Source organism: Pseudomonas sp. FP2335, from assembly GCF_030687535.1.
In the GTDB taxonomy this organism is placed as follows: Bacteria; Pseudomonadota; Gammaproteobacteria; order Pseudomonadales; family Pseudomonadaceae; genus Aquipseudomonas.
The window spans coordinates 2,558,030-2,571,369 of sequence record NZ_CP117437.1; the positions used below are offsets into that span (position 1 = coordinate 2,558,030).

Consider the following 13,340-nt stretch of genomic DNA (forward strand, 5'->3'; position numbering starts at 1 on the left):
CCCATGCACCTGCTCAGGACCCAGCCCGGTGGTTTCGTCTCGGACGACAATATTGCCGACCTTGGCCAAACCCCCGCTGAACTGGTGATCCTGTGCAGCGGCGACTCCAGCCTGGCGCTGCTGGCCGAAGCGGCCCAGCAGTTGCCCGACGATTACCCGAGCCTGCGCCTGGCCAACCCCATGCAGGTGCAGAACCACGCCTCGGTCGACCTGTATGTCGACGAGGTGTTGCGCCACGCCAAGGTCATCCTGATCTCGCTGCATGGTGGCATCGGCTATTGGCGTTACGGTATCGAACGTCTGGTGGAGCTGGCCGAACGCGGTGTTCAACTGATCCTGGTGCCGGGCGACGATCGTCCCGACCCGGAACTCAGCGGTTTGAGCACCGTTGGCGCACAAGAACGTGATCGCCTGTGGCACTTCCTGCGCCAGGGTGGCTTGGGCAATGCGCTGGATTTCTATCGCTGCCTGGCCAGCGCTTACCTGGGGCGCGACTATGCCTGGGCCGAGCCGCAAACCCTGCCGCGCACGGCGATTTATCACCCGCACAAAGCCAACCCCCGCTTGAATGACTGGCAGGCGGATTGGCAGGCCGAGTTTCCGGTGGCCGCGGTGCTGTTCTACCGCTCTCACTTGCAGGCGGCCAATACCGGTTTTATCGATGTGTTTTGCCAACGCTTGCAGGCTGCGGGCCTGAACCCGTTGCCGATAGCGGTGGCCAGTTTGAAAGAGCCCGGCTGCCTGACGGTCGTCGAGGACCTGCTCGATGAGGTCGGCGCGGGGCTGATCCTCAACACCACCGGGTTTGCCCAATCCAGTCCGGAAGCGCCGCATTTGCGCCCGTTTCGCCGCAATATCCCGGTGATCCAGGCGATTTGCGCCCAAGACAACGAGCCGGGCTGGCAGGCCAGTGAACAAGGCCTGGGCCCGCGCGACTTGGCGATGCATATTGCCTTGCCGGAGCTGGACGGGCGCATCATCAGCCGGCCGATCAGCTTCAAGGATCTGGCCTGGCGCAGTGAGCGCAGCCAGTCGGATGTGGTGTGTTACCGCGCCGCGCCCGAGCGCATGGATTTTGTTGCCGAACTGGCGCGCCGTTGGGTCGAATTGGCACGGGTGCCGAATGCGCAGAAACGCATCGCGCTGATCCTCGCCAACTACCCGACCCGCGACGGCCGTATCGGCAACGGCGTGGGCCTGGACACACCGGCGGCGACGCTGAACATCCTGCGTGCCCTGCAAGCCGAAGGGTATCCGCTGCCCGCCGAATTGCCCCCGAATGGAACGGCCCTGATCCATGACCTGCTCGGTGGCGTCACCAACGACCTCGACAGTATTGATCTGCGTCCCTGTCACCAAAGCCTGGGCCTGGACGACTACGAGGCGATGTTCAAACGCCTGCCCGAAGCCAATCGCCAGGCGGTTATTGAGCGTTGGGGCGCGCCCCATAACGATCCGATGTTCCGCGACGGCCGCATGATGATCGCCGGCCTGCGCCTGGGCCTGACTTTCGTCGGCATCCAGCCTGCGCGGGGTTATCAGGTGGACGCCAGCGCGGTGTACCACGATCCCGATCTGGTGCCGCCTCATGGCTACCTGGCGTTCTACTTCTGGCTGCGTCACACCTATGGCGCCCACGGCGTGATCCATGTGGGCAAGCACGGCAACCTGGAATGGCTGCCGGGCAAGGGCGTTGGCCTGTCGGAAAACTGCTGGCCCGATGCGCTGCTGGGGCCGTTGCCGAATATCTACCCGTTTATCGTCAACGATCCGGGCGAGGGTGCCCAGGCCAAACGCCGCACCCAGGCGGTGATCATCGACCACCTGATGCCGCCGCTGACCCGTGCCGAAACCTACGGCCCATTGCGCGACCTGGAACTGCTGGCGGACGAGTATTACGAAGCGCAACTGCTCGATCCTCGCCGCGCCCTCGAGCTGCAAAAGGACATCCTCAAGTTGGTGCGCGAAACCCGCATCGACCAAGAGCTTGAACTGGATAAAGAAGCTGACGCCGCCATCTGGCTCCCGCGCCTCGACACTTATCTGTGTGACTTGAAGGAGTCACAGATCCGCGACGGCCTGCACATTTTTGGCGAGTCGCCTGACGGCCGTTTGCGCATCGACACTTTGCTCGCGCTGCTGCGTATCCCCCGTGGTGATGGGCGCGGTGCGCAGTCGAGTTTGCTGCGGGTATTGGCCAAGGCCTTCGAGTTGGGCTTCGATCCGTTGGATTGTGCACTCGCCGAACCCTGGACCGGTCGTCGTCCCCTGGTGTTGCAGAAGATCGACCCGCAGTTGTGGCGTACCGCCGGCGATACCCGCGAGCGCCTGGAGCTCTATGCGGCGCGCTTGATCGAACAGGCTCTGGAAGGCCCGCTTGAGCAACTGGAGGAGCCTGGCTGGGAAGGCGTGAAGGCCGTCATTGAAAGCCTGCGCATCGTCGTTGCGCCGCGCCTGGATGCCTGTGGTCCGGCGGAAATGCGCGGCCTGCTGGATGCCTTGAGCGGTCGGTTCGTGCCGGCGGGGCCGAGCGGTGCGCCGAGTCGCGGGCGCCTGGATGTACTGCCCACCGGGCGTAACTTTTTCACGGTGGACGTGCGCAACCTGCCGACCACCACGGCCTGGCGCATCGGTTTTCAATCCGCCAACCTGATCCTTGAGCGGCACTTGCAGGATCACGGCGATCACCTGCGCCAGCTCGGTTTGTCGGTATGGGGCACGGCCACCATGCGCACCGGCGGCGACGATATTGCCCAGGCCATGGCGCTGATGGGCGTGCGCCCGGTCTGGGCCACGGGCAGCCAGCGGGTGGATGACTTTGAAATCCTGCCGATCAGCCTGCTGGACCGCCCGCGTGTTGACGTCACGCTGCGGGTGTCGGGGTTCTTCCGTGATGCCTTCGCCAACCTGATCCGCCTGTTCGATGCGGCGGTGCAGGCGGTGGCGGCATTGGACGAGCCGGACGATCTGAACCCGTTGGCGGCCAAGGTGCGCAGTGAGCGCGAGGCGTTGCTGGCGTCTGGCCTGGACGCAGAAGCTGCGGCGAAACAGGCCGGCTGGCGCATCTTCGGCGCCAAGCCCGGAGCCTATGGCGCGGGCGTGCAGGGTGCGATCGACGGGCGCCTGTGGCAAAGCCGCGAGGACTTGGCCGAGGTCTACCTGAACTGGGGCGGCTATGCGTATGGCGGCTCCGACGAGGGCACCGCCGCCCGTGGGCAGTTTGCCCAGCGCCTGAGCCAGGTACAGGCGGTATTGCAGAACCAGGACAACCGCGAGCATGACGTGCTCGATTCCAACGACTACTACCAATTCCAGGGCGGCATGCTCGCTGCCGTGGAAACCCTGAGCGGCGACAAGGCCGCCAGTTACCATGGCGACCACAGCCAGCCGGACTTGCCGAAAATCCGTACCTTGAAGGAAGAGCTGAACCGGGTGATCCGCTCCCGCGCCGCCAACCCCAAGTGGATCGAAGGCGTGAAACGCCACGGCTATAAAGGTGCGTTTGAAATGGCTGCGACCGTGGACAACCTGTTCGCTTTCGACGCCACCACCGCGCTGATCGACGATCACCAATACGCGCTGCTTGCCGACGCCTATTTGCTCGACCCCGACACCCGCGCCTTTGTGCAGCAACACAACCCCGCCGCCCTGCGTGACATGGCCGAACGCATGCTTGAAGCCCAGCAGCGCGGCATGTGGCAGGAGCCGGGGGCTTACCGTGAGGCGTTGGAAAACCTGTTGCTGGATATAGAAGAAGACAGCTGATGACTGATATCCCCCATTTCCCGCTGTCCGCCGTGGTCGGCGCCGACGCATTGAAACTGGCGCTGTGCCTCACCGCCATCGACCCGAAGATCGGCGGTGTGCTGATCGAAGGCCCGCGTGGCATGGCCAAGTCCACCCTGGCGCGGGGCTTGGCGGACCTGCTGGTCAGTGGCCAGTTTGTCACCTTGCCGCTGGGCGCGACTGAAGAGCGTCTTGTTGGCACGCTGGATCTGGACGCGGCATTGGGTGAGGGGCGGGCGCAGTTTTCGCCGGGGGTGTTGGCCAAGGCTGATGGCGGCGTGCTGTATGTCGACGAAGTCAATCTGCTGCCCGACCATCTGGTGGATCTGTTACTGGACGTGGCTGCCAGCGGCACCAATCTGATCGAGCGTGACGGCATTTCCCATCGCCATTCGGCGCGTTTCGTACTGATCGGCACGATGAACCCGGAGGAGGGCGAACTGCGCCCGCAACTGCTTGATCGCTTCGGCTTTAACGTGGCGCTGAGCGGGCAGACCTTGCCCACGGAACGCGGGCAGATCATCCGTCGGCGCTTGGATTTTGACACTGACCCCGCGGCGTTCTGCGCGCAGTGGGCCGAGCAACAAGCCGCTCTACAGAGGCGCTGCACCGAGGCGCGAGCGCGGCTTGAGGCTATTGCGCTGGATGACCAGACTTTGGCGCAGATCACCGAGCGTTGTTTCGCCGCCGGCGTCGACGGCTTGCGCGCGGACCTGGTCTGGCTGCGCGGCGCCAGGGCCCATGCGGCCTGGCGTGGTGCCAGCGCCATTGGCGAAGAGGACATCGAGGCCGTCGCCGACTTTGCCTTGCGCCATCGCCGCCAAGAGCAATCTCCGCCGGCCAGCCCGCCGAATCAAGGGCAATCCCCCAAGTCCTCTGACACCTCTCCCGGCCAAGGCCAATGGGGCGACATGCCCGCCGCCGCCTTACCCACGGGCGCCCGACGGGAAGTCCCCTCCTGGCCAAAAAAGCCCTAGGCATTCGCCCTCGACCTGACGCGGGGGCGGATGCCCGACCCAAGGCAGGACGCGTGGACAAAGGCCGGCACGGCAAGGCACGTAGCGCGCAGTACGGCTCGATCAACTGGCCGGGCACCCTGCTCGGCGGCCGCCCGCAATCGCGGGAGGACTTGCTGTTTCACCTGCGCAGCCGCTCGGCCCATGAGCTGTGGCTGGTGATCGTCGATGCCTCGGCCTCCACCCGCCGCCATCAAGCATTGACCGATGCCAAGGGCTTACTGGCCCAGTTGTTTGACGACGCCTATCGCCAACGTGCGCGCATGGCATTGCTGACGGCCAGTGGGCACGCGCCCACGTGGCAAGTGCAGGGTCTGAAGGCCGCCAAAGGCTTGGCGGGCTGGCTGGCCCAACTCGGCGCTGGCGGAGGCACGCCGCTGCTCGCCGCACTGACCGAGGCCGGACATTGGTTGGCGGCGCGGCGTAAACGCTATCCGGCTGAGCAACAGCGCTTGTTGCTGATTACTGATGGGCGACTCAAGGCTATCGACGGGTTGCCCGCGATGGAGTGTCCCGGAGTGCTGGTGGATATTGAGCGTGGTCCGATCAGACTGGGGCGGGCGAAAGCCCTGGCGTTGGGGCTGAATGTGGATTACCGACATATCGATGGCTTGTAGGTGTTGATACGCGACCGGGAAGGGTCGTTCTTTTAAAGTCGAATATTCCGACATTAATCGTTGATAGCCACTCTTTACTCTCTGGGTTTTTACACGCTCAGGAGTGAAGGGATGATTTCCTGCGTATTGTCTGCACTATTTTTTGATCTCAACCTAGGCAGAGCCGCCAGCTTCAATCTGCCGTCGTCCAGGGTCAAAACTCAGCCTCCTCAACTGACCGAGCATAAGTCCGTGGTCTCCGGGTTTCGCTGGCTGTTTCCCTTGCGAAACCAGGAGTGAACCACCCCATGGCCAACTTGTTTTCTTGGTTTTTCGAGCTCTTCAGTCCCGCTCGACACACGCCGATTTACTTGCCCGATGCCCCCGCGGTAGAGAGCCGCTCTGTTCAGTCAGACGCGACTTCGCCAACGCCGTTGCCACTGAAGAACTGGAGCCATCCCTTCAAGGACAAAGCTCATCCGCTTCTGCAACTGACCCAAATGGCCAAGGCTGCAGCAGGTTACTACCCCGTGGGACGCAATGGCCTGTGGCACGGTGGCGTGCATTTCGACGGTGGCACTGCGGGGACTCTGGATCAATCCGGCGTGCATTGCCTGGCCGATGGTGAAGTGGTGGCTTATCGCATCGATCAGCACTCGCCCAGCACGACCTACTTCTTTGAACAACTGACGGTGAAAAAGCCGTTTTCACGCAACTTCGTATTAGTGCGCCACCGTCTTGAGGTGCCCAAAATCGAGGGCAGCCCAGACGCCCCGCCAAGCCTGGTGTTCTACAGCCTGTACATGCATTTGCGCGACTGGGCGGTGTACCAGGCGGATCCGGCCATCGTACGGCCGGGATTCTGGCCCGAGGCGCAAACGCGTCGGGTCAAGGCCACGGCAAGCGATACCCACCCCGATTATCCCGGTCAGCAGGGTCTGAGCGTGTTCGGCCAGAGGCGACGTGGCAAAGCCCTGGCCCTGTTGCCTCGGGGCATGGAAGTGACGGTCAGCGGGGAAGGGGAATACCGTAAGGTGGAGGGCACCGATGGCCCTGACGTGTTGAAAGATGCCGACGGTCGCCTGCAAGGTTATGTGGCCTATGAATATCTGGTCGCGTTTGGCGAGGGCGTGTATCGGATCGGGGCCAGTGCACTGAATGTCCGCGCCGCAGCGAGTGCCAATAGCGACGTCCTTATGCGCTTGCCCCAGGGCACGGAAGTCTGCGTCAGCGGTGAAGGTGCCTTCCGTAAATTGGAGCGCGTAAACCAGTATGTTCACGCCGACTCTCTGGAAGGCGAGCGCGAGCCGGTAGCGGATCGCATCGCTGTCCTCCAACCGCCCATCGCGATCAAGGCCGCCGACTTGATCGGTCACATCGGCCTATATCAAGACTGCGCTGCAGATTACCCGGAAGAAAAACTGCATCTGGAAGTGTTCAGTGGCGATGACGTGGAAACCTTCATCGAGGATTGCCGCGCCTGGGCGGGGCGACTGCCGGCGAGCAGCAAAACCTGGCTGAAACTTGCCAAGGACACTGCCGTGGTGGCGCATCAAGCGTACTTCAGTGCAACACAACCACCGTCTTTGAACGCGGCCAACACCCCCAGCGATGCTGATTTGTGGGTGCCCAAATCCTTGCTGGACGGGCTCCCTGGCGAGAACAAAATCCAGGTGGCGGCGATGCCGGGTCGCAAGGCCTGCAACTGGTATCGGCTGGAAGGCCTGCTTCACGACGCAGACGGTAACCTGCTCGACGGTTGGGTTTGCGAAGAAGTCGGCGTCACTCCTTGGGTCAGTCCCTGGTCATGGGATGGCTTTGAGGTGATCTTCAACTACGACACGCCGCGCCAGGCCCTTGCCTCCTTCTTGCGTGCGGCCAACCGTTTAAGTGCAGAGCAAATCGAACGCCACGGCGCCTTGGCGGACATGGCGGATACCGGCCCGCTCAAGACGCGGCTCTACGACCTCATCGACCGCAACCGCGATGGGAGCATGAGCGCCGAAGAGTTGCAGTCCGCGATGGCGTTACCGGCCCATGCGCAGTCATTGGCGCAACTGATCATCTTTTATGAAAGCGAGTGGCGTCATGCCCCGAGTAAGTGGGATGGGTTGGACGAGATATTGGGGCATAACGGCTCGACACCGCAGCTGAATTGGGTGGCGGAGAAGAGACGGATCAACGCGATGAGTTGGTGGGATGAAGTGGCGGTTGGGGTTGGGCTGCCAGGGCATGGGCAGGTTTATCACTTGCATCCGCTGGGGTTAGGTGGCCGGTTTAGGGGAGCGAGCGGACTCATCGATGTGGACGAGTTCTTGAAACTATATGCAGACGTCCATGTAACCTTCTCATCAGGAACACGTTCGTTGAGTCAGCAGTCCAGAGGGAACTTGAGAAGAGTATTAATTGCTATAAACACCTTCTATGAACCTGCTCAGCATAAGGCGAATTTGTATGAAGTAGCGTACATGCTGGCGACTGTCAGGCATGAGGCATATCACTTTCCCACGGGAGAGTATTTCAGCGAGAGGCCTGAGGTGGGTGGGATTTCTTACTTTAATAAGTATGATCCGGTTCTTGCTTCTGATTCTGCTGGAAGAGAAAGGGCTAAGTTAAATGGAAATACTGAGGAGGGGGATGGGTATAAGTATAGGGGGCGCGGCTGTGTGCACTTGACCTGGAAAAACAATTATCGAAAGTTTTCTGATTTATTGGGGTTTGACTTCGTTAAGGATCCTGATAGGGCGGCAGTGTTTGAGTACTCTGTGCCAATCATGGTAGTGGGTATGACCAATGGGCTTTTTACGGGTAGGAAGTTGGCCCACTATATTAATGCTCAAGGCGTGGATTATCTCTCGGCCAGAAAGATTATTAATGGTGTTGATGAGCAGCGTTTGATTGCTTCATATGCAAATAAATTTGAGGCTATTCTTCGAAAGTCCTCTAGGTTGTCGTTGGAGTTTTAATATGTCTAAAAATTCAGTTTTTTTGCTTTTTTTCTATGCTTGGTGCGATGTTGTTTTAGGAGTGGTTTTGCCGGGGAGTAGTCCAGGAAGTATCGTGTTGCACAATAATGGTCGTGAAAAAATATATGAAAATGTAATCGGAAATAAAGATGGATTTGGTCGTTCGTTGATAAGTGTTAACGGAGCTTCTGCACTGCATGTGAGTTCAAGGTATGACTATTACTATACATTGGTAGTTGAAGAGGGGGGCGTACTAGTCGATTGTGCGTATTTTGATGTGCGAAATTCTTATAATGGAGTAAGGGCATCCGGCGGAGTATGTGGGCTAAGTAAGCCTCTGAATAGCGATTATGATGAGATCGCCCAGGTTTACTCAAATGAATGGAGGTCTTCAATCTTTTCTTTTGATACTAGGGAGGTAATTGAGAGTGGCGAGGGCAGGGACTTTTTGTTGGGGAGGATAGGGGAGGTTGAGATTTTTGATAGATACGTGTCTGCTGATGCTTTGGAAAATGCATTGCCTCAAAAAATTATTCGAAGTCGTTCGGGATGTTTCAACTTTCGTGAAGCTGTTGGCTTTCCGGTCTTACTCGATAAAAATGAATCGGGCTTCCTATATCTTGACGTCCTGCGTTCAGAAGAACCTATGTTGCTTCAGCGGATGGGGGAGCAGGATTTAAAAGATATAGCAGTGGAGAAGTGTCCTTGAAATCGCTCAGGCGCCCCTCGAACTCGGCGTGCTTGAACCCTCCGCGATATAAGCAATTAAAGAATATGTGATGAAAAGATTTTTTATTTGAGTGGGCGGGCGGTCCCTGCTGGCTCTCCAGAAACTTCATTCGAAAATTTGATCGCCTGCGACCCGCCGAATATTGACCATGCACATAGTTGTCGTGAGTTTCTCAAAAAGAAAATGTTTGATTTTGATGCTGTTCAGTTTGAAGTTCTGAGTCAGCAACTGAAACCTCTTATCTAATTTGAGCCTGTGCGGTTGGTTCGACTGTGCATCGATCTGAGCGCTATCTGGCTACCTGTTTTGAGTAGCGTCCCCCACACATCCTCCGAGAAGAGTAGGAAGTTGAAGACGAAAGCTACAAGCAAGGAGCTAACGACTTGGACGCCTCGCTGGGACGCTCCGGTGCGCAATGTGCCTAACCACCCCCCGGCACATCCGGCCAAAGATCCGCCACCAAAAACAACCGCTCCGCCTCTTCCCAATCCCCGTCCATTTGCACCATCCGTACTAACAACTGCGCCGGCGCCATCGGGTCGAGTTCTTCCAGCCACCCCTGCATCTGCGCTTCACTCCACACCTCACTCGCAGGGTAATGTGCTGGCGCCAGCCAGGCATGGCGGGGCAGGGGTTGCCAGCGGCCGGGTTGGCGGGTGCTGGCGAATGCTTGCCAGTCGCGCTGATGCAGCCAGCGTCCGCGCAAATGTTGAGGGTGGGCGCCAAGGGGTTCGTCGGCTTCGCCGGGCCAGGGGTAGAGCAAGTAGCCACCCAGCCATAAATGCGCGTCGAACTGCTGAATATCCAGAGCGGCCAGCGCTTCGCGGCTCTCCGCCCGCGCAGAAATCGGTAATTGGTGTTGGGCCAGGTGCGTCAGCTTGCGGTCCAGCCGATCATGGCAGCCAGGGCCCAGCCACAAGGCGGTGTCTCTACCGTCGCCAGCTTGAGGGCCGAGGTATAGTTTGATCGCCAATTCCAGGTGATGCACGCCATCGCGGTCGCGCAGCAGCATATCCAGCTCCCCGAGGGTATGTCCGGCACGGCGGATCGGCAGGTTGGCGGCCAGCAATTCCACACCGGGCGCGTGCTGCACGGCGAACTGCCACAACCGCTCGTAGTACAGGCCAAGGCGTCGGGTGCGGGACAGACTCAGCCACTGTTGCAGTGCGCTGCTGTCTTGATCGAGTTGACGTAGCCAGCCTTCCAGCAAATGCGGCGCTTTCACCCAATCGCTGCCCGCCAATGGATGGCGTTGCGGCCACGGCGTCTGGCTGAGCATCGGCGGTGCGAGCATCACCCACGCGAGGTCGCGCACCTCAGGGCGGCGCAACTGGCGGGGCAGGTTGTGCAGATCCGGGAACACAGTCATGGTCCGAGCATAGCCGTTTAACCGTGGTGCAGGTGGCTGAGAACCATTGTCATCAAGGCTTCGCGGCGACAAAGGATTTTGCCTGGGGCGGCCTTTCGCCCATAATCGCGGTTTTCCGCCACGCCGCACACCCCGCAGGAGCCCCATGGAGCAGTTTCGCAATATCGGCATTATCGGTCGCCTGGGCAGTACCCAGGTGCTGGACACCGTCCGCCGGCTGAAAAAATTCCTGCTGGAACGCCACCTGCATGTGATCCTCGAAGACACCATCGCCGAAATCCTGCCGGGCCATGGCCTGCAAACCTCGTCGCGCAAGATGCTCGGCGAAGTCTGTGACATGGTCATCGTGGTCGGGGGCGACGGTAGCCTGCTTGGCGCCGCCCGGGCGTTGGCGCGGCATAACGTGCCGGTGCTGGGGATCAACCGGGGGAGCTTGGGTTTCCTGACGGACATCCGCCCGGATGAGCTGGAAGTCGAAGTGGCCAAGGTGCTCGACGGCCACTACCTGGTGGAAAACCGCTTCCTGCTGCAAGCCGAAGTGCGCCGCCATGGTGAAGCCATCGGCCAGGGCGATGCCCTCAATGACGTGGTGCTGCACCCCGGCAAGTCCACGCGGATGATCGAGTTCGAGCTGTATATCGACGGCCAGTTCGTGTGCAGCCAGAAGGCTGACGGCCTGATCGTCGCCACGCCCACCGGCTCCACCGCCTACGCGCTGTCCGCCGGTGGTCCGATCATGCATCCCAAGCTGGATGCCATTGTGATCGTGCCGATGTACCCTCATATGTTGTCCAGCCGGCCGATTGTGGTCGATGGCAACAGTGAGCTGAAAATCGTGGTGTCCAAAGACATGCAGATCTACCCGCAGGTATCGTGTGACGGGCAGAACCATTTCACCTGCGCCCCCGGTGACACCATCACCGTGAGCAAGAAGGCACAGAAGTTGCGGTTGATCCACCCGCTGGACCACAACTACTACGAAGTGTGCCGCACCAAGTTGGGCTGGGGCAGCCGCTTGGGGGGTGGAGGCGACTGATGCTCGATCCCGCGCGTAGCTACGACCTGATTGGTGACGTGCACGGTTGCGCCCATACCCTTGAGCACTTGCTCGACCAAATGGGCTACCACAAGCTGGGCGGCACTTGGCGCCACCCGTCGCGGATGGCGGTGTTCCTGGGCGATATTATCGACCGCGGTCCGCGTATTCGCGAGGCGCTGCATATCGTCCACGACATGACCGAAGCAGGCCAGGCGCTGTGCATCATGGGTAACCATGAATTCAATGCGCTGGGCTGGAGCACACCGGCGCCGCCGGGCAGTGGCAAGCAGTTCGTGCGCGAACACAACCCACGGCATGCGCGGTTGCTCCACGAGACGCTGACCCAATTCGAACAGCACCCCGGCGACTGGCATGACTTCCTCGGCTGGTTCTACGACATGCCGCTGTTTGTCGACGCCGGGCGCTTTCGTGTGGTGCATGCGTGTTGGGATGACGGCTTCATCCAACCTTTGCGTGCGACGTTCCCGGATGGCTGCATCGACCAGCATTTCCTGCAGGCCGCCGCTGTGCCGGGCAGCTTTGCCTGCAACGCCTTTGATCGCCTGTTGCGCGGTACCGACATGCGCTTGCCGGACGGCTTGACGCTGACCGGCGGTGATGGCCTGACGCGCTCGTTCTTTCGCACCAAATTCTGGGAAGACGACCCGAAAACCTACGGCGACATCGTGTTCCAGCCCGACGCACTGCCCGAACCGGTGGCGCGTACGCCGTTGTCGTCCACCGAAAAGAATTCCCTGCTGCGCTATGGCATCGACGAGCCATTGTTGTTCGTCGGGCATTACTGGCGCAGCGGCAAACCGGCACCGATCCGCGAGAACCTGGCCTGCCTGGACTACAGCGCGGTGCTGTACGGCAAGTTGGTGGCGTATCGACTGGACCAGGAAACCCGCCTGGACCCACGTAAATTCGTATGGGTCGACGTTGAGCGACCCGAGGTGATTGTATGAGTAGCGTGGCGGTATTGCGCTTGCCCCTGAGCGTTGACCTGAGCGGTTTCGTCAAGCTGCTGCAACGCATGCAGGTGCCCCATCGCGTCAGCGAGGAAGCGGGCGAGCAGGTGTTGTGGGTGCCGGAAACCATCAGTGACGACGTGCGCGTGTTGTATCAACGCTTTCCTGCCGGTGACCCGGACCAGCAACTGGATATTCCCGAGCAGGCGCCGGTGACGCGCCCAAGCTTTGTGCAGCAACTGCGCCACAGCCCGGTGACCGCGTTGGTGCTGCTGGCGAGCATTATCGTGGGTGCGGTGACCTTGCTTGGTGAAAACCTGCAGGCCATGGCCTGGCTGACGTTTCTGCCGTTTCGCATCATGGGCGAATACATCCAGTTCACGCCGTTGGCCGACAGCCTTGCGTCGGGCCAGTGGTGGCGCCTGGTCACGCCGATGCTGATCCACTTCGGCATCCTGCACCTGGCCATGAACGGCATGTGGTACTGGGAGCTGGGCCGGCGCATCGAAGTGCGCCAGGGCAGCATCAACCTGCTCGGCCTGACCCTGTTGTTCAGCCTGGTCTCCAACTACGCGCAATACGCTTACGGCGGTCCGAGCCTGTTCGGCGGTTTGTCCGGCGTGTTGTATGGCTTGCTCGGGCATTGCTGGATTTTTCAATTACTGTCGCCCAACCCGGCGTATCGTCTGCCCCGTGGGGTGCTGGTGATGATGCTGGTGTGGCTGGTGCTGTGCATGTCGGGGCTGGTCTCGATGATCGGTTTCGGCGAAATCGCCAACGCGGCCCACGTCGGTGGCTTGGTTATCGGTTGCCTGACCGGTTTGCTGGGTGGTGTGTACAACCGCCGCAAATCTTCTATTTGATAAG

Annotated in this window: 9 protein-coding genes; 8 read left to right on the top strand and 1 reads right to left on the bottom strand. The window is 60.3% G+C overall.

Annotation, left to right across the window (positions count from 1 at the left end):
* Positions 1 to 3: 3 nt before the first annotated feature.
* From cobN to PSH81_RS11440, 5 genes are all read left to right on the top strand, one after another.
* Positions 4 to 3,765: a cobaltochelatase subunit CobN gene (gene cobN, locus PSH81_RS11420; protein WP_305392551.1), complete on the top strand. Its 3,762-nt coding sequence runs from the start codon at positions 4 to 6 to the stop codon at positions 3,763 to 3,765.
* On the top strand, positions 3,765 to 4,763 hold the full coding sequence (locus PSH81_RS11425) for an ATP-binding protein (RefSeq protein ID WP_305392552.1): 999 nt from the start codon (positions 3,765 to 3,767) through the stop codon (positions 4,761 to 4,763). The genes cobN and PSH81_RS11425 overlap by 1 nt, the downstream gene beginning before the upstream one ends.
* A 53-nt stretch (positions 4,764 to 4,816) precedes the next feature.
* Positions 4,817 to 5,419, top strand: coding sequence for a VWA domain-containing protein (locus tag PSH81_RS11430; RefSeq protein WP_305392553.1), 603 nt, complete (start codon positions 4,817 to 4,819; stop codon positions 5,417 to 5,419).
* Between the two features lie 287 nt (positions 5,420 to 5,706).
* A complete protein-coding gene (locus PSH81_RS11435; RefSeq protein WP_305392554.1) occupies positions 5,707 to 8,364 on the top strand; it encodes a hypothetical protein in 2,658 nt (885 codons plus the stop codon).
* 1 nt (position 8,365) lies between these two features.
* Complete coding sequence (locus tag PSH81_RS11440) at positions 8,366 to 9,073, top strand: hypothetical protein (RefSeq protein WP_305392555.1); 708 nt, start codon at positions 8,366 to 8,368, stop codon at positions 9,071 to 9,073.
* 442 nt (positions 9,074 to 9,515) lie between these two features.
* Here the strand turns inward: PSH81_RS11440 and PSH81_RS11445 are convergent, their stop codons facing one another.
* Positions 9,516 to 10,463: a DUF1853 family protein gene (locus tag PSH81_RS11445; RefSeq protein WP_305392556.1), complete on the bottom strand. Its 948-nt coding sequence runs from the start codon at positions 10,461 to 10,463 to the stop codon at positions 9,516 to 9,518.
* A 145-nt stretch (positions 10,464 to 10,608) separates the two neighbouring features.
* On the opposite strand from PSH81_RS11445, the gene PSH81_RS11450 reads away from it, so the two are divergent.
* The 3 genes from PSH81_RS11450 to PSH81_RS11460 are packed head-to-tail and all read left to right on the top strand — an operon-like array spanning position 10,609 to position 13,336.
* On the top strand, positions 10,609 to 11,499 hold the full coding sequence (locus tag PSH81_RS11450) for an NAD(+) kinase (protein ID WP_003217892.1): 891 nt from the start codon (positions 10,609 to 10,611) through the stop codon (positions 11,497 to 11,499).
* On the top strand, positions 11,499 to 12,470 hold the full coding sequence (locus tag PSH81_RS11455; protein WP_226457164.1) for a metallophosphoesterase: 972 nt from the start codon (positions 11,499 to 11,501) through the stop codon (positions 12,468 to 12,470). The genes PSH81_RS11450 and PSH81_RS11455 overlap by 1 nt, the downstream gene beginning before the upstream one ends.
* Positions 12,467 to 13,336 (top strand): rhomboid family intramembrane serine protease, encoded by an 870-nt coding sequence (locus tag PSH81_RS11460; protein WP_226457163.1) that lies wholly within the window; start codon positions 12,467 to 12,469, stop codon positions 13,334 to 13,336. Before PSH81_RS11455 ends, PSH81_RS11460 begins: the two co-directional genes overlap by 4 nt.
* The last annotated feature ends 4 nt before the right edge of the window (positions 13,337 to 13,340 follow it).

What these genes read in the sequence shown, in the direction of transcription:
- cobN (WP_305392551.1), top strand. Translation starts at nt 4, where the DNA reads ATGCACCTGCTCAGGACCCAGCCCGGTGGTTTCGTCTCGGACGACAAT.
- PSH81_RS11425 (WP_305392552.1), top strand. Translation starts at nt 3,765, where the DNA reads ATGACTGATATCCCCCATTTCCCGCTGTCCGCCGTGGTCGGCGCCGAC.
- PSH81_RS11435 (WP_305392554.1), top strand. Translation starts at nt 5,707, where the DNA reads ATGGCCAACTTGTTTTCTTGGTTTTTCGAGCTCTTCAGTCCCGCTCGA.
- PSH81_RS11440 (WP_305392555.1), top strand. Translation starts at nt 8,366, where the DNA reads ATGTCTAAAAATTCAGTTTTTTTGCTTTTTTTCTATGCTTGGTGCGAT.
- PSH81_RS11445 (WP_305392556.1), bottom strand. Translation starts at nt 10,463, where the DNA reads ATGACTGTGTTCCCGGATCTGCACAACCTGCCCCGCCAGTTGCGCCGC.
- PSH81_RS11450 (WP_003217892.1), top strand. Translation starts at nt 10,609, where the DNA reads ATGGAGCAGTTTCGCAATATCGGCATTATCGGTCGCCTGGGCAGTACC.
- PSH81_RS11455 (WP_226457164.1), top strand. Translation starts at nt 11,499, where the DNA reads ATGCTCGATCCCGCGCGTAGCTACGACCTGATTGGTGACGTGCACGGT.
- PSH81_RS11460 (WP_226457163.1), top strand. Translation starts at nt 12,467, where the DNA reads ATGAGTAGCGTGGCGGTATTGCGCTTGCCCCTGAGCGTTGACCTGAGC.